Annotated in this window: 24 protein-coding genes; 10 read left to right on the forward strand and 14 right to left on the reverse strand. The window is 38.9% G+C overall.

The annotated features are described in order from the left end of the window. Positions 1 to 17: 17 nt before the first annotated feature. Positions 18 to 1,349, reverse strand: a complete 1,332-nt coding sequence (locus tag EWU22_RS04735) for an APC family permease (RefSeq protein WP_130924618.1) — start codon at positions 1,347 to 1,349, stop codon at positions 18 to 20. 53 nt (positions 1,350 to 1,402) lie between these two features. Between EWU22_RS04735 and EWU22_RS04740 the strand changes: the two genes are divergently transcribed. After that, positions 1,403 to 2,668 (forward strand): aspartyl protease family protein, encoded by a 1,266-nt coding sequence (locus tag EWU22_RS04740; RefSeq protein WP_130924619.1) that lies wholly within the window; start codon positions 1,403 to 1,405, stop codon positions 2,666 to 2,668. Here EWU22_RS04740 and EWU22_RS04745 read toward each other — a convergent pair. Further along, positions 2,665 to 3,783 (reverse strand): endonuclease/exonuclease/phosphatase family protein, encoded by a 1,119-nt coding sequence (locus EWU22_RS04745; protein WP_109322212.1) that lies wholly within the window; start codon positions 3,781 to 3,783, stop codon positions 2,665 to 2,667. The two genes, EWU22_RS04740 and EWU22_RS04745, sit on opposite strands and share 4 nt — an antisense overlap. A gap of 150 nt (positions 3,784 to 3,933) precedes the next feature. Between EWU22_RS04745 and rpmB the strand changes: the two genes are divergently transcribed. Together rpmB and EWU22_RS04755 are read left to right on the forward strand one after the other, a co-directional pair. Beyond that, entirely contained in the window at positions 3,934 to 4,173 is a 240-nt protein-coding gene (gene rpmB / locus EWU22_RS04750; RefSeq protein ID WP_109322213.1) for a 50S ribosomal protein L28, read from the forward strand. A gap of 62 nt (positions 4,174 to 4,235) precedes the next feature. After that, a complete protein-coding gene (locus EWU22_RS04755; RefSeq protein WP_130924620.1) occupies positions 4,236 to 5,339 on the forward strand; it encodes a HesA/MoeB/ThiF family protein in 1,104 nt (367 codons plus the stop codon). Here EWU22_RS04755 and rimO read toward each other — a convergent pair. Then, positions 5,336 to 6,661 (reverse strand): 30S ribosomal protein S12 methylthiotransferase RimO, encoded by a 1,326-nt coding sequence (gene rimO / locus EWU22_RS04760; protein WP_130924621.1) that lies wholly within the window; start codon positions 6,659 to 6,661, stop codon positions 5,336 to 5,338. The genes EWU22_RS04755 and rimO overlap by 4 nt on opposite strands. A 142-nt stretch (positions 6,662 to 6,803) precedes the next feature. On the opposite strand from rimO, the gene EWU22_RS04765 reads away from it, so the two are divergent. Beyond that, positions 6,804 to 7,508 (forward strand): 3-keto-disaccharide hydrolase, encoded by a 705-nt coding sequence (locus EWU22_RS04765; RefSeq protein ID WP_130924622.1) that lies wholly within the window; start codon positions 6,804 to 6,806, stop codon positions 7,506 to 7,508. A gap of 260 nt (positions 7,509 to 7,768) precedes the next feature. On the opposite strand, the gene EWU22_RS04770 is transcribed toward EWU22_RS04765, so the two are convergent. From EWU22_RS04770 to EWU22_RS04795, 6 genes are all read right to left on the reverse strand, one after another. Next, positions 7,769 to 8,083 (reverse strand): helix-turn-helix domain-containing protein, encoded by a 315-nt coding sequence (locus EWU22_RS04770; protein WP_130924623.1) that lies wholly within the window; start codon positions 8,081 to 8,083, stop codon positions 7,769 to 7,771. Then, the gene (locus tag EWU22_RS04775) at positions 8,067 to 8,420 is read right to left on the reverse strand and encodes a type II toxin-antitoxin system RelE/ParE family toxin (RefSeq protein WP_130924689.1); all 354 of its coding nucleotides are present in this window, start codon (positions 8,418 to 8,420) and stop codon (positions 8,067 to 8,069) included. The genes EWU22_RS04770 and EWU22_RS04775 overlap by 17 nt, the downstream gene beginning before the upstream one ends. Before the next feature lie 231 nt (positions 8,421 to 8,651). Beyond that, a complete protein-coding gene (locus EWU22_RS04780) occupies positions 8,652 to 9,944 on the reverse strand; it encodes a type II toxin-antitoxin system HipA family toxin (RefSeq protein ID WP_130924624.1) in 1,293 nt (430 codons plus the stop codon). Beyond that, positions 9,938 to 10,285: a helix-turn-helix transcriptional regulator gene (locus EWU22_RS04785; protein WP_130924625.1), complete on the reverse strand. Its 348-nt coding sequence runs from the start codon at positions 10,283 to 10,285 to the stop codon at positions 9,938 to 9,940. The genes EWU22_RS04780 and EWU22_RS04785 overlap by 7 nt, the downstream gene beginning before the upstream one ends. Before the next feature lie 268 nt (positions 10,286 to 10,553). Then, complete coding sequence (locus tag EWU22_RS04790; protein ID WP_130924626.1) at positions 10,554 to 11,309, reverse strand: carbonic anhydrase family protein; 756 nt, start codon at positions 11,307 to 11,309, stop codon at positions 10,554 to 10,556. A gap of 259 nt (positions 11,310 to 11,568) precedes the next feature. Then, positions 11,569 to 12,465, reverse strand: a complete 897-nt coding sequence (locus tag EWU22_RS04795; protein WP_130924627.1) for an alpha/beta hydrolase family protein — start codon at positions 12,463 to 12,465, stop codon at positions 11,569 to 11,571. Positions 12,466 to 12,511: 46 nt separating this feature from the next. Here EWU22_RS04795 and EWU22_RS04800 point away from each other — a divergent pair, with 46 nt between their 5' ends. Further along, positions 12,512 to 12,733: a hypothetical protein gene (locus EWU22_RS04800; RefSeq protein WP_231962725.1), complete on the forward strand. Its 222-nt coding sequence runs from the start codon at positions 12,512 to 12,514 to the stop codon at positions 12,731 to 12,733. A 113-nt stretch (positions 12,734 to 12,846) separates the two neighbouring features. On the opposite strand, the gene EWU22_RS04805 is transcribed toward EWU22_RS04800, so the two are convergent. The 3 genes from EWU22_RS04805 to EWU22_RS04815 are packed head-to-tail and all read right to left on the reverse strand — an operon-like array spanning position 12,847 to position 16,234. Then, the gene (locus EWU22_RS04805; protein ID WP_130924629.1) at positions 12,847 to 13,869 is read right to left on the reverse strand and encodes an SMP-30/gluconolactonase/LRE family protein; all 1,023 of its coding nucleotides are present in this window, start codon (positions 13,867 to 13,869) and stop codon (positions 12,847 to 12,849) included. A gap of 57 nt (positions 13,870 to 13,926) precedes the next feature. Next, a complete protein-coding gene (locus tag EWU22_RS04810; protein ID WP_109322222.1) occupies positions 13,927 to 15,639 on the reverse strand; it encodes a GMC oxidoreductase in 1,713 nt (570 codons plus the stop codon). 25 nt (positions 15,640 to 15,664) lie between these two features. After that, a complete protein-coding gene (locus EWU22_RS04815; RefSeq protein ID WP_130924690.1) occupies positions 15,665 to 16,234 on the reverse strand; it encodes a gluconate 2-dehydrogenase subunit 3 family protein in 570 nt (189 codons plus the stop codon). A gap of 166 nt (positions 16,235 to 16,400) precedes the next feature. Between EWU22_RS04815 and prmC the strand changes: the two genes are divergently transcribed. The 5 genes from prmC to lpcA all read left to right on the forward strand — a co-directional run bounded on the left by prmC (position 16,401) and on the right by lpcA (position 19,769). Beyond that, on the forward strand, positions 16,401 to 17,255 hold the full coding sequence (prmC, locus tag EWU22_RS04820; protein WP_161566794.1) for a peptide chain release factor N(5)-glutamine methyltransferase: 855 nt from the start codon (positions 16,401 to 16,403) through the stop codon (positions 17,253 to 17,255). 130 nt (positions 17,256 to 17,385) lie between these two features. Further along, on the forward strand, positions 17,386 to 17,979 hold the full coding sequence (locus tag EWU22_RS04825; protein WP_130924631.1) for a LemA family protein: 594 nt from the start codon (positions 17,386 to 17,388) through the stop codon (positions 17,977 to 17,979). A gap of 2 nt (positions 17,980 to 17,981) precedes the next feature. Beyond that, on the forward strand, positions 17,982 to 18,407 hold the full coding sequence (locus EWU22_RS04830) for a TPM domain-containing protein (protein ID WP_109322225.1): 426 nt from the start codon (positions 17,982 to 17,984) through the stop codon (positions 18,405 to 18,407). A 25-nt stretch (positions 18,408 to 18,432) separates the two neighbouring features. Then, positions 18,433 to 19,170, forward strand: coding sequence for a TPM domain-containing protein (locus EWU22_RS13540; RefSeq protein ID WP_262708114.1), 738 nt, complete (start codon positions 18,433 to 18,435; stop codon positions 19,168 to 19,170). Between the two features lie 14 nt (positions 19,171 to 19,184). Continuing rightward, positions 19,185 to 19,769 (forward strand): D-sedoheptulose 7-phosphate isomerase, encoded by a 585-nt coding sequence (gene lpcA / locus EWU22_RS04840; protein WP_109322227.1) that lies wholly within the window; start codon positions 19,185 to 19,187, stop codon positions 19,767 to 19,769. 128 nt (positions 19,770 to 19,897) lie between these two features. Here the strand turns inward: lpcA and ftsA are convergent, their stop codons facing one another. Both ftsA and EWU22_RS04850 read right to left on the reverse strand, forming a co-directional pair. Then, a complete protein-coding gene (ftsA, locus tag EWU22_RS04845) occupies positions 19,898 to 21,223 on the reverse strand; it encodes a cell division protein FtsA (protein ID WP_109322228.1) in 1,326 nt (441 codons plus the stop codon). Positions 21,224 to 21,289: 66 nt separating this feature from the next. Continuing rightward, positions 21,290 to 22,081 (reverse strand): cell division protein FtsQ/DivIB, encoded by a 792-nt coding sequence (locus EWU22_RS04850; RefSeq protein WP_109322229.1) that lies wholly within the window; start codon positions 22,079 to 22,081, stop codon positions 21,290 to 21,292. Positions 22,082 to 22,092 lie beyond the last annotated feature (11 nt).

The raw sequence follows: 22,092 nt of genomic DNA on the forward strand, positions 1-22,092 counted from the left end.
ATTCCCATATTTTGGCACTAAAAATCTGATTTATTGGATTGAAATAAATTCCGAAATAAAATATAGGTACCCGCAATGAAAAGGAGTACATAAATTCCACTAGTGGGGTTTTGAATCAATGTCCCCATTAAAAATAGTACGGAAATGAATAATAATAAGCTAGGGACATATGGGTATGCCCAAGCCTGATAAGGTCGATGTAATTGGGGTTCGGCTTGACGTAATTTTATCAAAGAAGAAAAGCCAGAAATATAACTTGCTACGAAGAAAAAGGTAGCGATATCCGACAAGCGTTCGTTTAAATTTTTTCCCATCAATAAGAGCAAACAGGACATTCCCACCGTTAAATGTGTCGCAAAACTTGGGCTACCTACGCTATTTACTTCACTTGCTTTTTTCCAAAATAAGCCATCCCGACTCATCGAATAGAGCACTCGAGGAGCAAACATCACTTGTGTATTTAATATGCCAAATATGCTAATTGCTAAAAAGGCTGTAATCCATTTGCCAGTACTGGCTCCAAAAAGCCAAGTGATGGCATCTGCTGCTGCTAATTTAGAATGACGTACATCTTCTAAGGGAAGGACATATAAAATGGAGATGTTAATGAATAAGTAAATCAAAGCCACTGAAATAACCCCGATGTACATGGACTTGGGCATACTTTTAACGGGGTCTGCATTTTCTTCCGTGAAATAAGCAGCTGTATGCCAACCATCAAAAGCATAAAAAATTGACAGTAAAGCCGTCATGATACCCGACCAAAGAGGAAGTCCTCTAGGGCTTGCACTGGGTTCATGCCACATGCCACCTGAACCAAATGCAAAGCATAGGATTATAAATCCAAGTAATGCTAAAGCTTTGATTCCTGAGAGCCATTCCTGGGATTTACCAGCCATAACCACCCCCAATTGATGGAAAAACCAAAGTAGCGCTAATGTCCCTACCGCAACATAATTTTCCTGATGTTCAAAATAGGGGAATAAAATGCCCACATATTCACTGAATGTATAAGAACCAAATGCCAAGGCTGTTATTGTCCCTAACCAAGAACTAATCCCCACTAAAAAACCAATGTATCTGCCAAAAGCCCTTTCGGCATATCCATACCATGCCCCAGCTTTGGGAATAGACAAACTAAGTTCTAATACAGTACTGATACCTAAAAGCGCATAAGCAGCCACCAAAATCCATAATCCGACAATTAAATATGGATTGACCAATTGATCAGCAATAGGACCAGGCTTGCGAAGTATACCTGTGCCCACCGTGCCCCCCAAGGTGACTGCCACCCCAAAGCCAGTACCTAGTACTTTCCAAAGTTGATTTGTTGTCTTATTTTTTGACATAATTGAACAAAAATAAATATATTTAGCTTCTTGCAAGGCTTACCACGAAATGAATGAAAAAACTGATTTTCATTAAGCTGTGTGTTCTATTACTAATTTCTACCGCTCTTTATGCTCAAAAGCCCAAAGCAGTGAAGGAAGAGTATATTAATTTTCATTGGAAGAAAACCAAAAAGACCGTTTATATACCTTTTGATTTGTATTCTAATTTGGTGATTATTCCCATGGTCATCAATGGTTCAGACACGCTCAAGTTTATTTTAGATACGGGAGTAGGAACCACAATTTTATCGGATCCCGAAATCGCCAAAAAATTGAACCTTAAATCCGTTCGCAAAATTCGAGTGAATGGAGTGGGAATGGGGGAGTCTATTACGGCTAATATTGTCATTGATGTCCGAATGAGCATTGGAGAGGCGCAAGCCAACCGACAAAGCATTATTTTTTTGGATTCGGACGTGCTGGATTTATCCAGCTTTGTTGGAACTAAAATCCATGGGATTATCGGGGCTGATTTATTCAATAATTTAGTTGTGACCATCGATTATTTAAATCGAAAAATAGAACTACGTTATCCCAATAATTATAAGTATCGCCCCAATAAAGGTCTTAAGTTTCCTATTACGATTTTGGATAATAAGCCCTATATCCAAGGAGTCAATTTGACCAATAAACGAAGCACCACTTCCGATTTGCTTTTGTTGGACTCAGGTGCAGGTCATGCTTTTTCCATCGAAGGACAAACAGGAGATACGACCAAATTTCATTTGTCGAAATACCAATTCCAACTTGGAAAAGGATTAAATGGTGTGATTTTAGGGCATTTGGGCAGAATTAAACAAGTGGGACTAGGTCCTTGGAAATGGAATGAAGTAGTCAGTTCTTTCCCTGATTCTTTATCGTATCAGGTTAAACAAATGAAGGGGATTTCTCCTGTATCAGGAAGTATTGGGGGAGAGTTTTTGCGAAGATTCAAATTAACCTTTCATTACCTGGATAACTATGTGGTATTTAAACCTATTGCTTCTCGATTGAATCGACCTTTTGAAGAAGGGCTTTCAGGGCTTACTTTGGTGGCTATTGCTCCAGAATTTAGACGCTTTAAAGTGGAATCAGTACAAGATGGTTCACCGGCAGATGATGTGGATTTTAGGGCTGGGGATGAAATCTGGATGGTGAATAATCGTAAAGCTACCGAATACAGGTTGGACGAGTTGAATCGACTTCTGCAAACCAAAGCTGGAGATAAGGTGATGTTTTTGATCAAAAGAGGTACTGAAGTGCATTTAAAAGAAATCACCTTAAAAAAACTATTCTAGTTTTTCTTAATCACGTAGCTCGCTACAATAGGGAAATGATCAGAATAGGTGATTTTTCGCAAGGTTGTAAATTGTAAAATTTCAAATTCTTTCGAGAAAAATTGGTTGTCGATCCTGACCATATACGGACTCCGATTCAAGGTAAATCCAAATCCTCGCCCTGCACTCTCGAAGGCATTGTCCATTCTTTCCCGGAGAGTACCATAGGCCCAGCCATATGGAGTTTCGTTTAAATCACCCATCACCAAGACAGGGTAGGGGCTTTGCTGAATGATTCGATTGATTTGGCTGATTTCTTCTTTGTGACGAATGAAGCCTTTTTTCAAGGAAGCTATAATGCCTCGTCCTTCTTTCTTGGCATCTTCATAATCTTGATCTCTGATTTTCCCTGTAACTTTTCCTACGCGAATTCCCATGGACCAAAGCTGTAAGTTGATGACACGAATGGTATCTTTATCCTTTACTAAATCCACAAATAGAAATCCGTTGGCAGAATTTTTAAACTGTTCTCCTTCTTGATGTATGATAGGATACTTGGAGAAAATGGCTAGACCCATCTTTTCTCTAGAATCAAAAATCTCTTTTTTTAGGGGTTGTATGGCATAATGCGGATATTGTTGCTTCATCATGCTGATACTTTTATAGGCTGGACGGTCAGCATTAGAATAGAATTCCTGAAAACATTTGATGTCCGCTTCATAGTCCAGCATGAATTTTTTTAATTTTTCCACATTGGCTTCGTTGCTTTCATAGGCATTGGAATACATACCATACACATTGTAATTCAATACTTTTATGGGCTTCTCTAGGCTTTCTTTGGGGTTATGGATGGCAATGCTACGCTGGATGAAACTGTAGCCTAAAATCAATACAGTAAGGGGTAATAAAGCCCTTTTGGCACGTTGAAATATCCAATAAATCAGTGAAATGAAACAGAGAATCTGAGCCACGGGCATACTCATCATGATGAATCCTGCCAACCAATGGTCAATGATTAAAGAATAACTTAGTAGATAGGTCAATAAGGTGTATAAACACAAGGGTAAAGTTCCTAACCAGATGATGGAGGAGATAATTTTCTTAGGAAGAGATTCGGAGGTTTTACGCTTACCCATTCTCAAAGATAACAATTGAATGATTATGGGAGAGATATTTTATAAATTTTAGAAAGAGGATTGCAATTTTATAAAATAATGAGTACTTTTGCCATCCGATTTGATAACAAATATAATTCAAGAGCGAGTCTCAAATAAAAAGCAAATATTATGGCAAAGGTTTGTCAACTAACTGGAAAAAGAACAAGAGTTGGAAACAATGTTTCTCACGCTAACAATAAGACAAAGCGTAAGTTTTTCCCAAATTTACAGACAAAGAAATTCTTTTTAGAGTCTGAAGGTGTTTGGGTACGTATGAAAGTAAGCGCTAAGGCGATTCGTACCATCAATAAGAATGGTTTCGAAAAGACTTTAATTGCTTCTGCACGTAAAGGAACTTTATCTGTATAGATTGTAAAATTTTTACGAAATTAGAGCCTCTTTGATTTTCAAAGAGGCTTTTTTTGTTTCTCATGCTTTCATCTGAAGATTATATACGCTACCAAAAACAGCTCAAAATGGCTGATTGGGGAGAAGAACAGCAGCTAAGCTTAGCTCAGGCTAAGGTATTGGTAGTAGGTGCAGGTGGATTAGCCAGCGGAGCTTTACCTTATTTAGCAGCCGCCGGTATTGGAAACATCACGATTATTGATGGAGATACCGTAGATCTATCCAATCTAGGTCGACAAGTCATTTATCAACAAGCTGATTTAGGGGAGTTTAAGGCGCAAAAAGCCGAAGCTTATCTCCAGGCTTTAAATCCGAGTATTCAAGTTCAAGGGATTGCTCAAAAATTGACAGAAGAAAATGCGGAAAATCTTATTCAGTCGGTGGATTTGGTGATCGATTGTACCGATAATTTTAAGACCCGTTATTTAATTAATGACCACTGCGTAGCCTCGGGAAAACCTTTTATTTATGCAGCTATTCATACCTGGGAAGGACATTTAAGTGTGTGTAATATGCGGATGGCATCGGGTAAAATGAGCCCAACCTACCGTTGTTTCTTTCCGAATGAACCAGGGCCCAATGAAATACCTACCTGTGATGAAGCGGGTGTTTTAGGTTTTTTGCCAGGTATTTTAGGCATCATGCAAGCCAAAGAAGTTATTTTTTGTTTGGCAGGTATGCCTTCTCCCGCTCAAGGCGCCTTGATGACCTGGGATGCACAAGAAATGCGGAGCCACTTTTTTGCTTTAGAAAGAGATCCATTGGCCGAAGAAAAGATTTTTCCTCAAACGGAAGATAGTGGGAAAGTTAGGGAATTAAGTCCAGAGGAGGCTTTTGCTCAATGGCAAGCTGGTCAGATCGACTATCTTTTAGATGTACGTGAAGAAGATGAATGGGATTTTGCTCGGATCGAAGGTGCCATCCACATTCCTATGAATGAGATTCCATCTAAGCTAGCCATGTTGCCCAAAGGCTCCAAAGGATTAGTGCTTTGCCACCATGGCATGCGCTCTGCTCAAGTTATTGTCTACTTACAGCAGCAAGCAAGCTTCAAACATGTGTATAATCTAGCTGGTGGTATCGACGCCTGGTCTAGGCGCATAGATCCGGATATTCCTCGTTATTAAGAAACGATCGTACCGTATAAATCAAACTCTTCAGCACGGTCAATTTTGACTTGAACAAAATCTCCCAAACGGGCATATTGTTCTGCGGGAATTAATACTTCATTATCGACTTCAGGAGAATCAAATTCGGTACGACCAACAAAATAACCACTCTCTTTGCGGTCGACCATCACTTTGTAGGTGTTCCCTACGCGAGCTTGGTTTAGCTCTTCCGAAATGCCTTGTTGCAAGGCCATGATGTCGTCCGAACGCTCTTGCTTCACTTCTTCGGGTACATCATCTTGAACAGAGAAAGCGTGGGTGTTTTCCTCATGACTGTAATTGAAAATCCCCAAACGATCAAAACGCATACGTTCTACGAAGGAATAGGTTTCTTCATAATCTTCTTCGGTTTCACCCGGATAACCTGAAATCAGTGTAGTTCTCAAAGCAATATTAGGCACTGTTCCACGGATGGTTTCAATCAAAGCCTCTGTTTTTTCTCGGGTGATACCACGGCGCATACGCTTCAAAACAGCGTCTGAGCCACTTTGTAATGGCATATCCAAGTATTTACAAATGTTCTCTCTTTCTGCCATGGTCTGCAAAATTTCTACTGGGAATCCTGCAGGGTAAGCATATTGCAAACGGATCCATTCAATGCCATTGACATCGGAAAGACGCTCTAATAATTCTTTTAATTTTCTACCACTTGGGCTTCCTGCTTCTTTGAAATCCAAACCATAAAAGGTCAAATCTTGGGCAATCAGGATGAGTTCTTTGGTGCCCTTCTTAGCAAGCGAACTTGCCTCTTTCACCAATTCATCCATCGGGCGAGAAACGTGGTTACCACGCATCAAGGGGATGGCACAAAAGGAGCAAGGGCGGTCGCAACCTTCAGCGATTTTCAAATAAGCATAATGCGCAGGTGTAGTCAATAAGCGTTCACCCACTAATTCGTGTTTATAATCTGCTTTTAAGGCTTTCAGTAAGCGAGGTAATTCATTGGTTCCAAAGAAGGAATCCACCAGTGGGATTTCTCTTTCTAAGTCATCTTTGTAGCGATGGGAAAGGCAGCCCGTTACGTAAAGCTTATCTATTTTGCCAGCTTCTTTGGCATCAGCATAGCGTAGAATGGTATCGATGGATTCTTGTTTGGCATTATCAATAAAGCCGCAAGTATTTATGACAACGATGTTAGCCTTATCTTTTTTGGCTTCATGGGTTACTTCCAAACCATTCCCTTTTAATTGGGTAAATAGCACTTCCGAGTCGACCAGGTTTTTGGAACAACCTAGGGTGATGATATTGATGGAAGGTTTGGCGACAACTTTAGTTTTCATGAAGCATGATTAAATGAACGTGCAATTTACGAAGAAAGAACGAAACCTCGATTTTTACCTTTTTTGTGTAATTTTTTCTTTTCGGGATACAAATTTTAGATTCTTTTTATAGTATTGCAGTTCACAAAATCTAAATGATAATATGAAGAAATTTATTTTAACTTGCTCTTTGATGGCCATGGGGATTGTTACCTTGGCTCAGAAAGCTAATACATTGACTAGCAAGGAGAAGAAAGAAGGTTATCAGTTGTTGTTTGACGGAACTACGTTAAAAGGATGGCATGCTTACAATAAACCAGGAACCATAGGGACCTCATGGTCTGTAACGGATGGAGAGATTGGATTTGATGTGACCAAAAAAGATGGTGGGGATTTAACCACAGATCAGGAGTTTGAAAACTATGATTTTTCAGTAGATTGGAAAATTTCACCTAAAGGAAATAGCGGTATTATTTTCAATGTAACGGAAGATCCAAAATACCATAGTTCTTATAATACTGGTCCAGAAATGCAGGTTTTGGATAGTGACGGACACCCAGATGGAAAGATTTTTAATCACCGTGCAGGAGATTTATACGATTTAATTCATTCATCGAAGGAGACTGCTAAGCCAGTTGGCGAGTGGAATACAGCACGTATTGTGAATAACCGCGGTTTATTGCAGTTATATTTAAATGGAGAGAAAGTAGTGGAAACTCGTTATGACGATGAGAACTGGAAAAAGATGATTGCTGGTTCTAAATTCAAAAACATGCCAGGTTTTGGTGTGAACATGAAAGGCCGTATTTCATTGCAGGACCATGGCAATCCAGTATGGTTTAGAAATATCAAGATTAAGAAATTGTAGTTGAAATAGATTGATGATAAAGGCCTGGGATAGATCTCAGGCTTTTTTTGTGGGTTGGATATGAGTTTGTTGATAATGATTTGAACCTGAGTGGGATTGTAAATCCTTTGAATCTGTTTTCTAAATAGCATATGTCGAACAGCTGGTTTTTTTGTTTCTTTTTATGAAAAAAAAGAAATACCAAAGTAATCAATGCTCAATCAAGTTCTTGTTATAGAAAATCTCATATGACCCTGAGGAACATGTCCTTTAGCTTTTACTTATTTCAGTAAAATATCAACTTTAAATTTCAAATGTCCCCCAAGTCCTTCATGGATGATTCTCATTAAGGTGGAAAGTCGGATGTCACTGGCATTATTTTCTATTCGAGAAATGTAAGTTTTGGTCGTACCACATTTAAGAGCCAATTGTTCTTGTGTCAATCCTTGTTCTTTACGGAGATCTTGCAACATGGCCCCAAGTTTGAAAGCTTCAAATCCCTCTTCATATTCTTCACGAATGATTGTGCCTCTTTGACCGTATTGTTGGTCTAAGTGACTTTTAAATGAAGTGAGATGTTTATGTTCCTTTTTCATCTAAATAATTTTTTTTAAGTCTTTCAGCTATTTCTATTTCTTTTTTGGGAGTTCTCTGAGTTTTCTTTTGAAATCCATTGATTAAAATCACTAGATTTCCTTTATCGAAGAAGCTGAAAACTCTAAAAATATCAGACCCAAATTCAACTCGTATTTCATATAGCCCCGTTGTACCGCTTACATGTTTAAAATATTTTTCAGGGACACGATTTACCGTAGAAATTAATTGTAATGTCCAGTTGAATTTTTTCTTAACTTCTGGTCTAAGTTCTGAGAAGAAGTCGAGATAAAATTTTTTGTAATAGAAAACCTCCCTAATAAAAGTTTTTTCTTGCATCAAAGTTAGCTAATTAGGTAACATTTTGCAATCGCAGAGTTAGAATATTTATGGTAATATTCATTAAGCTTTTGCATCATGGGGAGTATGAACACTAATGCGCAAATTTAATGAAGAGGTATAAATGAATATGTTAATTACTGATAATCTGCGTATTGAGCAATTGGTTTCTAAATCATAAAAAAGGCTTGAGAATTATCTCAAGCCTTCTATTTATGAATTCATTTTGAATTAATTCCGATCAAGCATGGCACGGATGCTATCTCGTTGGGTCGGATTGACTTGGGTCATTTCTGCAAACTCATTCCACTTTTTCACGAATTGATGGATTTGGTCAATAATGTCAGTAGCATGTTTAATGTTCATGGATTTTGCCACGATTTCCAAATCATGTTTCTTTATTTCATCTCTTTTTCCATTGACACTTAAGGAATGTTGGCTCACCCATTGGCTATCAGGGCGGTATGCAAAGCAAACATCATAGGCAGGACTCAATTCCCAGCTATGATCTTTTTGTAATCGAAAGGCAAAGTTTTTGGTATGATCATCGCAATTTTTGGCCAATACATTCAATACCATCCGCCTAAAGAGTTGTTCCGCTGCTGGATAGGGTAATCGAAGTTGCCGCATGGTTTGGAAGAGTTGCTCATAACTAAAGCTGGTGATTTGGTTGAAATCAGCATGTTGCATCGCACAAAATGTTTGAATGTGATGCTTTTGATTTCCTTCCCCTCGATCAAATCTTTTGGTCATAAAATGTGCTCTACCATGCTCTTCCATTAACCTAGACTCCATCATCTCTATTCCACAGGCTTTCGCTAAATAGTAATAAGCCATTTCTATTCGACCATAGCCTGTACTTTCGCCGAATTGCACATCACTTACCGTGTCAAGTTTAATTAACCAATGCTCAAATCCCGCTGGAGCTATACTTTGTCCTGATTTCACTTGTCCGGTTTTGGGATTATATGCGATGATGGCCTTAGGTCTGGCTCCGCCAGCAGATGTTCCAATTTTCAAAATATCCATCATGGCTTTTTCCTCATCTTGGTTTAGATTGGTTTCAAAGCCTTCTTTTTTATGGACTATTTTCTGTATAGTTTTCAGTAAACTGTCTATTTCAATGTCATTAGCCCCTTTCATGTGGGAGTATGAACTAGGTTCAAATTCCAAAGCTCCCATTCCTCTGGATCCAATAAAACATAATAGCTCAACAGGATTCATGCTGTTTTCTGCGCGCCCATGTTGGGCAAGCCAGCTATTGATTAATTGATTTCCATAGTCGTCAGGCAACACATCTGCCAATAGTCCAGGTAAGCCTTTGAATGTCTTGCTTGCTCTTAATTCAGGAAAGGAAAATATGCGGCCCTTGCTAGCTGCAATGGGCATTTTGATTGGAGATAAATCCCAGTTTTTTTCAGTGAATTTTGGGGTAAATTCAAAATCCGCGATTCCTTCCTCTTCGTTCCATGCCACAGCACCTACGACCTCATTCCATATCTTGATGATGGCTGTATTTACCATGATGAATCGCTTTGAAGTTGTTTATTTATGGGACTGCGTGCCCTTTGCTTCTTCTTTTTGGCTAGTTTAGCCAATATCAATGGACTGATTTTTTCTTTGCTTGAAAAGGTGTCCCACAAATGCAATATGTCCAGCGCCCGCATGATTTGAATCAAGGATACTAAGGAAATGGCTTCCCCTTTTTCAATTTGGGTTACGGTCCAGCGATTTAATCCAGCCTCTTGAGCTAATTGAGCCTGCGTTTTATTGATATCCAGTCGCCTTTGTTTTAAATAAACACCAATGGATTCCACGATAGATTGATCGCTTTTAATTGACCAATTTGTGTTGGTATTTTCCATCTTAATAATCAATTTAATTGTATAATGTTAGTATATACAAACAAATGTAATGATAATTTTAAGTATACGTATGAATGATTCGTTAATTTGTGAGTAAAAATCATCTTTATATCAAATTTATTATACTAATGTTGGATTTTACTATCAATAAATTGATAATTCAAAAGGGCAACTAAGAGAAAAACTTGAGAATTCCCCCAAGCCTTTTCTGTATCATTATTTATGAAGTATTTACCAAATGGCATTTTCTTCCACGGAAATACCTAAATTAGTTAGTAAACTCTAATTTACCTGTTCGGAGGGTATAAAAAGCTCCTACCATTTTTATTTCCCCTTTTGCTTCCATCTCTTTAAGCATTGGACTCCTTTTTCTAATTTGATCCAAGGCATTTCTCACATTATTCTGTGCAACCAATTTCACAAAAGCTTCATTTTTGGAAGTTTTTTCTCCCGCAAAACTTTGACTCATAGCCACAGCGGGTTTGATGTTGGACAACATGGCGGTGATGTTTCCGAGCTGTACGTCATCTATAGCTCCTTTCACTGCACCACAATGCTGATGTCCCATAACTATGATGAGTTTTGCACCAGCCACTTTGCAGGCAAATTCCATACTTCCTACTAAGTCGGTATTGACAAAATTACCTGCAACCCGACCGACAAAAACATCTCCAATACCTTGATCGAATACATCTTCCACGGGAACCCGACTATCCAAACAGCTTAACACCATGGCTTTAGGGAATTGGCCGCCAGTAGCCGCTTTTCTAATTGCTTCGGAATGTTCCCGACGCGTGGTGTTTCCTGCGTTAAATCGTTCGTTCCCTTCTTTGAATTCTTGTAAAACTTGATCAGGTGTTAATGCATCTTGTTCAGCTTTTGTCAAAACATGTGTTGGAATATGCGAAGCCAAAGAAGAATATGAATCTTTTTCAACATTTTTATTCTGATTACTAGCATTACAAGCAATGAAGAGTTGAACAGTAGTCAGCAATAGTGTGATTTGGATCAATACTTGTTTCATGTTTTTTTGTTTTATGTTTTTCGACACAAAATAAAAACACACATTCCATTAATTTTTATTTAATATTTATATGAAATTCATAAAATATATTTATGAATTTTTTTTATTGAAAATAGGAGGGATGATCAGAAACTGGGCGCTATGATTTAACATGGAGATTGCAAATCTCTAGTCATTTGTTGTTCCATATGACCCTGCAGAACATGTCTAACAGCGGTTTGTACTTTAGTAGGACACAACGAAAATCTTTGATGTTGATTTATTCTTTAAACTTCTTACTATTTAAGGTTTTCTGTTTTATCCATTGAATTGAAATGTCAAATGGTGCCTTATCACGGTCATCAGATACCGTATTGTGGCCTAATTTTGAAAACAAGGTGTATTCAAAAGGTTTGCCTTGAACTTTAAATGTATTTAATTGCTCCATACACAACTTGACAGGAATTTGGATGTCTTTCTCGCCAAAAAGCCAAAGCCCAGGAATGGAAAGATTATTTAGAGAAGTTTTAGGGTCAGTCGCTACGAATTGATACTTGTCTGGGTCATTTTTAGTATGTTCACGAGCATCTTCTTCGGTATGATTTTCCCAAAAGTGATTGTTTCCATTGGTATAAAATTGAAATCGAAGCTGTTCTAGCGTGGTAATGGTAGGACAACTAAATAAAACCATAAATGCTATATGGGGATTTTTGCTGGCAGCTATTGGAATTATCCATCCAGCTTGACTGAAGCCAACTAATCCAATGGGCATTTTTTTACCTTTCAAATAGGTTCGAAACGTATTGACTGCTGAATTAGCATCGTGAGATAACAAATTAAGATTAGTGGTGTCAATATTATTCGTGCCAACAGTTGGTCCTACATATATACCACCAGATTCTCCAACTCCTCGTTTATCATATGTTAATACGGCAATACCTGCTTTTGCAAGTCGCTTTGCAAATTCCATTTCTCTTTTTACAGGGTCAGAACCGTGAACAATGACTACGGCTGCAAATGGATTATTAGGTAGCAAAACTGAGCCTGCAAGGGTGATGCCCTGACTTTCAAACTTGATGTCTTGAATGACCAAGTCAGTCGATTGTGAAAATACTGAAAGAGGTAAGCAAATTAATAATATCCCAATACAGATGTTTGAGCAAAATTTGATTTTCATAATGAGGTCAAACGAATGGAGAAGAAAAGCTGGGACTATTTATAATATGGCTTTGTTAAATTTACGACATGCGGATTACAAATCCCATTTATTTATCATTCGACATGCCCATTCAGAACATGTTGAAAAGTGGGAATTTACTTACTACAAGTGGATTACAAATGCATTTTATTTGTCATTCGACATGACCATTTGGAACATGTTGAAAAGTGGAAATTTACTTACTACAAGTGGATTACAAATCCATTTTATTTGTCATTCGACATGACCCTTTGGAACATGTCGAACAGCGGGAACTGCAGGACCATTCACCATTTACAATTCACAATTTACCATTCCCCTTCCCCATCTATCATCTATAACTTATAATTTATAATTTCCTCACCACCCCATTCCTTTCGTCTTCGTTCTAACTCTCAATAAATTCATATCTGCTGTAATGAATAGGGTAGAACCATCTTCTCCAAAAGCAACGTTGGCTGTAGCACTGCCCGCCTCAATTCTCCCCAATAGTTTACCTGCTGGACTAATGATTAACACGCCTCCTGGTCCTGTGGCCCATAAGTTGCCTGCTTTGTCAATTTTAAATCCATCAGGTGCTCCTTGCCAACCTTTTTTAGCTAATTCCGCTCCATCAAAGAAGATTTTACCTTCGCCTAAGTTTCCGTCCTTATCGACCGGGAATGCCTTCCAGATTAATCCTTTCGGATCTGATTGGCCTACGTACAAGATTTTTTCATCCGGACTAAAAGCCAATCCATTTGGACGGGTCATGTCTTTCACTTGTAAGCTCAATTCACCCTTTTTATTTAATCGATACACGCCTTGAAAGGGTAATTCTTTAGCAGGTTCGTCCTTACCTCTGCCCGGTAATCCATAAGGAGGGTCGGTGAAGTAATAATCCCCCGAGCTGTGTTGAACCAAATCATTGGGACTATTTAATTTTTTCCCTTCAAATAAATGTGCCAAGGTTTTCTTTTTGGCAGGATTGTCCAAAGGCATTTCAGCAAGCCTTCTGTCGCCATGTTCACATGAAACCAAGTTGCCTTTTTTGTTGATAATCAATCCATTGGCACCAGGCTCTTCCGAATAAGGAACGGTGCCCGTATAGCCAGATGGTTTTAAAAACACTTCCACTTCTTTGCCTGGAGCCCATTTATGAATGACATTTTCGGGGACATCCGAGAAAAGTAAATATTTCCCTTTTTTCACCCATACCGGTCCTTCCGACCAAGTATAGCCAGTTCCCAAAATTTCAATGGGTGAATTAACATCCAATAATTGGTCCAAGGCAGAGTCCAATCGATGAATCTTACCAATGGTCGGATAGCTTTTTTCCTGTGCATTCATGCTAAAAAGGCTGCCTGTTAAACAGCAAAAGAGGTAAAAGATGGTTTTTTTCATGGTCTTGAGAAAAAAAATGTGGGCTGGTTTGGCCCACATTTCATTGAAAAAATCAACTTATATATTATGTTTCTTCATTTCTTTTACGGCAAAATCGGCCGCACGGGCTGTTAATGCCATATAAGTTAAGGAAGGATTTACGCAAGATGCCGAAGTCATTGAGGCACCATCGGTCACAAAGACATTTTTAACTCCATGAACTTGGTTGTTGGCATTCAATACCGAAGTCTTAGGATCACGACCCATACGTGCCGTTCCCATTTCGTGAATGGCCATACCTGGATAAGAACCATTATCAAATGCTCTTACGTTTTTCAAGCCAGCGCTTTCCAACATTTCACGGGCATCTTCCATAATGTCTTTACGCATTTTCTTTTCGTTTTCCTTGAATTCTGCGTCAAATACCACAACTGGTAAACCCCACTTATCTTTGGTAGTCGGATCTAAATACATTTTGTTTTCATGGTATGGCAAAGTCTCCCCAAAACCACTTAAGCCCATCATCCATGGACCTGGTTTAGTCATCGACTCTTTGTAGTCGATACCGAAGTTCAAATCACCTACACCACGATTCCAGCCTTGACGAGAACCACTGCCTTGGTATCCAAATCCACGTAAATAATCACGCTTATCGTTGCCAATGTTACGGTAACGAGGAATGTAGATACCATTAGCTCTACGACCGATGTAGTATTTATCTTCATCGCCTTCCCAAACTCCACTCGCACCAATTTTGAAGTGGTGATCCATCAAGTTGTGTCCTAATTCTCCTGAATCATTACCGAAACCGTTCGGGTAGCGGCGAGATTTAGAGTTCAATAATAGGGCTGTTGTACTTACCGTTGATCCACAAACAAAAATGATTTTGGCGTAATATTCACGTACATCTTTGGTGACTGTATCAATCACACGTACACCTTTAGCTTTTTGTTTTTGCTCATCGTAAAGAATCTCCGATACCAAAGAATCTGGGCGAAGCGTCATTAAACCTGTCTTAGCCGCAGGAGGCAAGGTACAAGATTGAGAACTAAAGTAGGCACCATAAGGGCAACCTAAACGGCACTTGTTCCGGTATTGGCAAGCACTACGTCCAATACCTAATTGTGCTTGTTTCGCTTCGGATAAGTTAGCCACACGACCTATCGTCATGTTACGCCCTGGGAAGTTTTTCTCAATACGTTTTCTTACTTCTTTTTCTACGCAATACATGTCCATCGGTTTTAAAAATTCCGAATCGGGCAATTGAGGTAGGCCCAAAGCTTCACCCGAAATGCCGACGTGTTTTTCTACGTAAGAATACCAAGGAGCAATGTCTTTGTAACGAATGGGCCAATCTACAGCAATACCATCTTTTAAGTTGGCCTCAAAATCGATATCACTTAAACGATAGGTTTGGCGTCCCCACATGATGGATTTTCCCCCTACGATATTCGGACGGAACCAGTCGAAACGTTTTTCTTCTTTGTACATGGAGTCGGAATCATTGAACCAATAGGTTTCCGTCATCTCATTGTAGGGATAATCACGCGCTAATTTTGGGTGAGTAGCCTTTTGTTCGTTGGTTAATAAACCATTGTATTTAAAGTCCCAAGGATCTTTGTAGCTAGGGGTATAACCAGTTACGTGCTCCATTTGACGACCGCGGTCTAGGACTAATACGCGCAAACCTTTCTCGGTTAATTCTTTGGCAGCAAATCCACCCGATACTCCTGATCCTACGATGATGGCATCGTATGTTTGATTTTTTATTGAATCTATATTTAAGTTCATTGTTATTCTAGTCTTGACATGAAAATTAAAGAGCCCACGTTTTTTGTCCTGGTGCTAATGGCATACAGCCATCGAATTTACCTGGGATTGGAAGGTATTCCAACGCCTTGGTAGCACCAATTTCAGAAGTGAAATAACCAGTAGTGGTTAATTCTTTCATCATGAAAAAGAAAGGAGTAGGAGCTTTTTTTCCTTTATTGGCAGTTCTTTCCGAATCAGATTCCAGCATGATACCAGTAAGTGCTTCTTTCTTTTCTACGGCACTAGCTTGTGCAAAAGATTTGCCTGATTTGGCCTGACAATTGGCTTCTAATTTCGCTAAACCAGCATAAAAATGCTCTTGTTCTTCTTTAGGATAGCAATCACGTACCACACGAACAATGAATTTTTCTACACCAGTAGCTTTAGCGCCTGGAGTACCACTGTTTGGGATGATTACATCGGCAACTTCTGCTAATAAAGACTCTTGATCAGCCGTCACACTGACAAATGCCCCATGGTTTAACTTTTCTCCACGCAGTCCAGCCATGGCAGGGGCAGAAACAACACCACCCATTAACATGACCACACGCTGTACAGCTTCTCTACGGTTAATGTTCATATTCAAATTAATTTATAAGGATTCAAGGTTAATGCATTGAAATAGTTCAATTTTTTCCATACGGATTTCAAATATATACAATTATAGCAAAAATACTAGTGGGTATTGGAGGTCATTTCTAAAAAAAATATTACGTAATTTGTGCCTATAATTCATGTATATGCCCATTTTAGCCGCTGATTTAGTTCGTCAAGTTCAGTCAGCCATTCAATCCTTATATTCACCTCAAGAAGTAGATGCTATAGCCTATTTGATGGTGGAGATGAGCACAGGTGCTTCAAGAATGGATTGTTTGATGGGAAAAGAAGTAGATGAAGTCCCGAATTGGGAAAGTTCCTTAGCTAGATTAGCACAGCATGAACCATTGCAATATGTATTGGGTAAAGGCTGGTTTCGAGATCGTATTTTTGGATTAAATCCACATACTTTGATTCCAAGGCCAGAGACAGAGGAATTGGTGGAACTGGTTTTGGGAAAAATACCTCATGAAAATATGCCATGTAGGCTATTGGATGTAGGTACGGGTTCTGGTTGCATTGCGATTTCCATAGCGTTGGAGGCACCTCAAGTCCAGGTTTCTGCTTGGGAAATTTCTCCAGATGCCCAAAGACAGGCAATACAGAATGCAAAATCACTTGATGCCCATGTGACCATCGAACTACAAGATGTATTTCAATGGTCTACGCGTAACGATTCTGAAACTTGGGATATCATAGTGTCCAATCCGCCTTATGTGATGTTTCAAGAAGCAGCACAAATGGAAAAACATGTAACTGCATTTGAACCTGGACTTGCGCTTTTTGTCCCAGATGCTAATCCCCTAATTTTTTATCAGGTGCTTGAAAGCATGGCATCCAAGCATCTTCGAGGGGGTGGTTGGATCATGTTAGAAATTAACCAAGCACTCGGAAAAGAAACAAAAGCTCTTTTTTCGACGAAACGTTGGAAAAATGTGGAATTGAAACAAGATTTTCATGGGAAAGATCGTTTTGTTATAGCTCAGAAGGACATTTAAATAAGGAATCTTACATTTGTCAGGGAATTGGAACATTTATCCTTTAAAAAGCATTTTAATGGAAATTTGCTTAGGACAGATAGTAATTTGTATACCTTTGCAGAGCAAAAATTTTAAAACAATATCAACAATGAACAGAAAACTTTGGATTGCTTTGGGCGTCATTGCTCTCGTGATTTTTTGGGGAGTCGGAGTACGTAATGGATTGGCTACTAGTGACCAAGAAGTAAAAGGATCTTGGGCCAATGTACAATCGGCTTATCAGCGTCGTGCTGATTTGATTCCAAACCTAGTTAAAACGGTACAAGGAGTTGCCAATTTTGAGAAATCAACGTTAACTGCGGTGATTGAAGCACGTGCAAGTGCTACCCAAATGAAATTGGATGCCAAGGATTTAAGTCCTGAAAATATGCAAAAATATCAAGCGGCTCAATCATCTTTGGGTGGAGCATTATCTCGTTTGATGGTGGTTGCAGAAAATTATCCTCAGTTGAAAGCCACAGAAAATTTTTCGGAATTGCAGGCTCAATTGGAAGGAACAGAAAACCGCATTAAAGAAGAGAGAGATCGTTTCAACGAATCGGTTAAATCTTATAATAGTAAAGTGGTTACTTTTCCGAATAACCTAATTGCTTCATTCTCTGGATTTACGGAGAAAGGATATTTCGAAGCAGAAGCTGGTTCTGATAAAGCTCCAGAAGTTAATTTCGACGAGAAGAAATAAAGATGCACATTAGCCAGGAACAACAAGCTGAAATTTTACAAGCCATTAAAGAAGCTGAATTAGGAACTTCTGGTGAAATTCGTGTGCATATAGAGAGTCATTGTGAAGGGCACCCGATCGAGCGATCGAAGGTGCTCTTTTTTCAATTAGGCATGAATCAAACTGATTTGCAAAATGGTGTTTTGGTTTATCTAGCCATTAAAGATCGTAAATATGCCATTATTGGGGACAAAGGGATTGATGCCCATGTAAGCCCCGAATTTTGGGAAACAATACGAGATGAAATGAGGCCATATTTGGCCAAGAATGAAATAGGAGCAGGATTAGCTTGGGGTGTTCGTCGGATTGGCGAAGTGCTCACCATGTATTTTCCTTATCAAAAAGACGATATCAATGAGCTCACGGATGAGTTGTCCTTTGGGGCTTAAAATTATACGCTTATTCATATTAAGCATGGCTTTCATAAGCCTGTCTGTGCCCTTACTTTTGGCTCAATCAGGAATTCCTGAAAAGCCGAGTGGTTATGTGGTCGATTTGTCCAATAAATTAAGCCCTGAAGAAAAACAAAATTTAGAACAGAAATTGAGGGGCTATGCGGATAGCACATCCACTCAATTGGAAATTGTCATTGTGCCTACAACCGGTAATACTGATCCGTATGATTATGCCATGGAAATTGGAAAATCATGGGGTGTGGGCCAAAAGGATAAAAACAATGGATTGGTTCTGTTGATCACTTCGGAAACCCGCAAGATTAGGATAGTTACAGGAAGAGGTTTAGAATCAGTTTTACCTGATGCTATTTGTAAACGGATAATCAATCGAATTTTAAAACCAGCCTTAAAACAAGGAGATTATTTCGGTGGTATAGATGCCGCCACGACTGAAATGATGCAGCGGGCAAGTGGGACCTTTCAATCGGATGGAGAAGGTGAGCAACAAGATGGAATACCTTTGGTATTCATCATTTTAGTATTCTTTATTATCATCACGATCATTCGTGCCATCAAGAATCGAGGTGGGGGTTCTGGTCCAGGTTCAACTGGTGGAGGCATGTTTTTTCCACCAATCTTTATGGGTGGAGGTAACTCAGGAAGAGGTTTTGGTGGAAATGGTGGAGGAGGCGGTTTTGACTTCGGTGGTTTTGGTGGAGGCGATTTTGGTGGTGGAGGAGCAGGAGGAGATTTTTAACAGATGTAAATAACATGGTACAACAATTAATTCAAAATTCATTAGCGGAGTCTCAATCGGTTTTAGACCGATTTGTCAATAATCCCAAACAAATACAAGCCATTGAAGCTGCTGCACAAGTATTGGTGGAGGCACTAAAGAATGGCCATAAAATCATTTCATGTGGCAATGGTGGTAGTCATTGTGACGCCATGCATTTTGCGGAGGAGTTATCAGGTCGTTATCGGGAAAATCGCCCAGCTTTAGCAGCTATGGCTATTTCAGATCCCTCTCATATCACTTGTGTGAGCAATGATTTTGGATATAATTTTGTTTTTTCTCGTTTCATTGAAGGATTAGGACAAGAAGGAGATGTATTAGTAGGCATTTCAACGAGTGGAAATTCAGCTAGTATCATAGAGGCGGTATCAGCAGCGAAGCAAAAAGGCATGAAAGTGATTTTGCTAACTGGGAAAGATGGAGGTAAATTAGCCAATTTAGGAGATGCCGAAATTCGTGTGGAACATGAAGGTTTTGCAGATCGTATCCAAGAGATTCACATTAAGGTAATTCATATCATGATTCAATTGGTGGAGTACCATATTTTCGGTCGAAAATAGTCAAGGTGCCAACTTTATTCAAATGCCTTAGATATCGATCTAAGGCATTTTTTATTCCATCCAGAAAATGAATCTCATGAAAAAGCCCCTGAGATATCAGAGGCTTTTTGTATTTATTTGAAAAAAATCTAGTATTCTCCTTCCGCTTCATTACTACCCATGAGCACATCCACTACGCGGGAGAAAATATTTTTAATACCTGGTTTATCATTTCCACCTTTTCCGGATTCCTTTTGACTATCTCCAATCGTAGCTGGTTCATGGTCCTCTGCTGGTATAGCTTGGTCTAATTGTTCGTAGTAGACTTGAACTAAACCAATAGCAGTAGCAAAGGAAGGATCATGTATTTCTTCTGACGCATGAGAGTTTTGAACGACCATAGGAACACCAATTCGGCATTCTAAATCAGTTACTTTTTGGAATAACTCTGCAATATCAGGTAATTGAGCTCCTCCACCGCATAGCACGATACCACTTTTGAAGGTTTGTGGTTCTCCTACTTTACTGATTTCAGCGACAATTTTAGCGGCTAATTCTTTTAGGCGCTCTTCTAAAATAATGGCTAAGTTTTTAACAGATATCGGAGTAGGTTTACGACCTGCAATACCAGGAATCATGACTACTTCATTGATGTCAATCAATTTACTAACCGCAGAACCAAAGGTTGTTTTTAATGCTTCGGCATTTTCTAAGGAAACATTTAAACCGATTCTAATATCTTCCGTCAAACGGTCGCCTCCCCAATTTAAGATGCTTGCTTGAACCAATCTTTTATTTTGATAGACACTGATTTCCGTAGTACCACTACCAATATCCACTAGAACTACGCCTTCTTCTTTTTCTTCAGGACTTAATACGGCAGTAGATGCGGCAATCGGGCTGAAATAAACATTGCCTTTTTTGATATGGTCAGACTCGGCAGCTACCAAGCATTGAACCAATAAGCCATATTTATCTGGATTAGCCGTTACAACCATGAAATCGGCTTGTATTTTTTGACCAATCTGTCCAACTGGATCTAAAGTGGTTGGTAAATTGTCAACTTTAAAACCAATGGGTAAAGTATGTAAAATGCAAGGATTTTTCTCTGCAATGGGTTTTTTAGCTTCGTCAATTAAAGCGTAAACCTCTTGAAGTGAAACTGCTTCACGCGGGTTTTTACGAATTTTAGTGCTCGAATAAGGTTGCACATTGATGTGACTACCTGATAGATTGGAGGCAAAGTAATAATCAGTATTTTTACCTTCCAATGCTCCAGAAATCTTTTTTAAAGCTTCTGCAATGGCAGCAGTTGTTTTATGGATATTGACAATTTCTCCTTGTAGAATATTTCCAATGGTATTGGCTTTACCAGATGCAATGATCTCTAATTTTCCAGAAGCATTTTGTCTGCCAGCTACAGCCCTAACGAAGGAGCTACCAATGTCCAATCCGATGATTAAATCGTTCCGCATAATTTGTTATTGAAGATTACTCTAGCCTACAAGGAAGCCATAAAGGGTTAAAAATAGCTATTTTGACTAATAATCGCAAATAACCTGATTCTTATATTTTAAGCGTACCCAACGATAGGTATTCCAACCTTTATTGGGGATTATTTTCTTATAAAAAAGGGCAAGTTTTTTGAATTTTGTATCAATGTTGATCGGTAAACCGAAGTCGACCCGAGTAATTCCTAAGGTAGGAATCATCACAACGCCACCATCCTCAGCTACCTCTAATTGGGATATTTGAGCTCTCCAGAATTCATTATTGTTGATGAATTCAAAGAGCTGAATCAAGTGTTTTCCTTTAGTGTCACTTAGGTTTTTTCGGTTCTTTTTGAAAAATGGTCCAGATACAACCAATATCCTTGGAGTAAAGAGAGGGCTTGTTCCAATGAACTTACCATCTTGAGTCACGTATTGGTCGCTTAGATTAGAATCATTGAGGGTATTTCTCAGGATACGTGCAATGGGACTATACTCTTTGACAGAAATGATGATTTTACCAGAAAAATCAAAATGTGCTTCACAGGATTTTACCAAATGAATTCGCTTGACGCGCTCTTCCATCTGGTGTAAAGAAATATTTTGAAGGTATTTGCCTACATAATACCGCGTTCCTTGTTCGGTAACAACATTATTGATGTCTTTTTTCCCCAGTAAGGGTCTCTCGTTTTCGGAATCTAACTTAACAACGATCCCTGTACATTTAATGTCATTGTACGCCAAATCGGAATAGATAACGGCAGCAACGCCCATGCTCAACAAGATGATTAAGCTGATTAATCGTTTGATTAGTGCCCACTTACTTGTATTTAATAGAGCCATGTAATGTTATA

Origin of the sequence: Aquirufa nivalisilvae (assembly GCF_004307455.1) — a bacterium.
In the GTDB taxonomy this organism is placed as follows: Bacteria; Bacteroidota; Bacteroidia; order Cytophagales; family Spirosomataceae; genus Aquirufa; species Aquirufa nivalisilvae.

Coding starts and splice junctions, on each gene's coding strand:
- EWU22_RS04735 (WP_130924618.1), bottom strand. CDS start 1,349: ATGTCAAAAAATAAGACAACAAATCAACTTTGGAAAGTACTAGGTACT.
- EWU22_RS04740 (WP_130924619.1), top strand. CDS start 1,403: ATGAAAAAACTGATTTTCATTAAGCTGTGTGTTCTATTACTAATTTCT.
- EWU22_RS04745 (WP_109322212.1), bottom strand. CDS start 3,783: ATGGGTAAGCGTAAAACCTCCGAATCTCTTCCTAAGAAAATTATCTCC.
- rpmB (WP_109322213.1), top strand. CDS start 3,934: ATGGCAAAGGTTTGTCAACTAACTGGAAAAAGAACAAGAGTTGGAAAC.
- EWU22_RS04755 (WP_130924620.1), top strand. CDS start 4,236: ATGCTTTCATCTGAAGATTATATACGCTACCAAAAACAGCTCAAAATG.
- rimO (WP_130924621.1), bottom strand. CDS start 6,661: ATGAAAACTAAAGTTGTCGCCAAACCTTCCATCAATATCATCACCCTA.
- EWU22_RS04765 (WP_130924622.1), top strand. CDS start 6,804: ATGAAGAAATTTATTTTAACTTGCTCTTTGATGGCCATGGGGATTGTT.
- EWU22_RS04770 (WP_130924623.1), bottom strand. CDS start 8,083: ATGAAAAAGGAACATAAACATCTCACTTCATTTAAAAGTCACTTAGAC.
- EWU22_RS04775 (WP_130924689.1), bottom strand. CDS start 8,420: ATGCAAGAAAAAACTTTTATTAGGGAGGTTTTCTATTACAAAAAATTT.
- EWU22_RS04780 (WP_130924624.1), bottom strand. CDS start 9,944: ATGGTAAATACAGCCATCATCAAGATATGGAATGAGGTCGTAGGTGCT.
- EWU22_RS04785 (WP_130924625.1), bottom strand. CDS start 10,285: ATGGAAAATACCAACACAAATTGGTCAATTAAAAGCGATCAATCTATC.
- EWU22_RS04790 (WP_130924626.1), bottom strand. CDS start 11,309: ATGAAACAAGTATTGATCCAAATCACACTATTGCTGACTACTGTTCAA.
- EWU22_RS04795 (WP_130924627.1), bottom strand. CDS start 12,465: ATGAAAATCAAATTTTGCTCAAACATCTGTATTGGGATATTATTAATT.
- EWU22_RS04800 (WP_231962725.1), top strand. CDS start 12,512: ATGGCTTTGTTAAATTTACGACATGCGGATTACAAATCCCATTTATTT.
- EWU22_RS04805 (WP_130924629.1), bottom strand. CDS start 13,869: ATGAAAAAAACCATCTTTTACCTCTTTTGCTGTTTAACAGGCAGCCTT.
- EWU22_RS04810 (WP_109322222.1), bottom strand. CDS start 15,639: ATGAACTTAAATATAGATTCAATAAAAAATCAAACATACGATGCCATC.
- prmC (WP_161566794.1), top strand. CDS start 16,401: ATGCCCATTTTAGCCGCTGATTTAGTTCGTCAAGTTCAGTCAGCCATT.
- EWU22_RS04825 (WP_130924631.1), top strand. CDS start 17,386: ATGAACAGAAAACTTTGGATTGCTTTGGGCGTCATTGCTCTCGTGATT.
- EWU22_RS04830 (WP_109322225.1), top strand. CDS start 17,982: ATGCACATTAGCCAGGAACAACAAGCTGAAATTTTACAAGCCATTAAA.
- EWU22_RS13540 (WP_262708114.1), top strand. CDS start 18,433: ATGGCTTTCATAAGCCTGTCTGTGCCCTTACTTTTGGCTCAATCAGGA.
- lpcA (WP_109322227.1), top strand. CDS start 19,185: ATGGTACAACAATTAATTCAAAATTCATTAGCGGAGTCTCAATCGGTT.
- ftsA (WP_109322228.1), bottom strand. CDS start 21,223: ATGCGGAACGATTTAATCATCGGATTGGACATTGGTAGCTCCTTCGTT.
- EWU22_RS04850 (WP_109322229.1), bottom strand. CDS start 22,081: ATGGCTCTATTAAATACAAGTAAGTGGGCACTAATCAAACGATTAATC.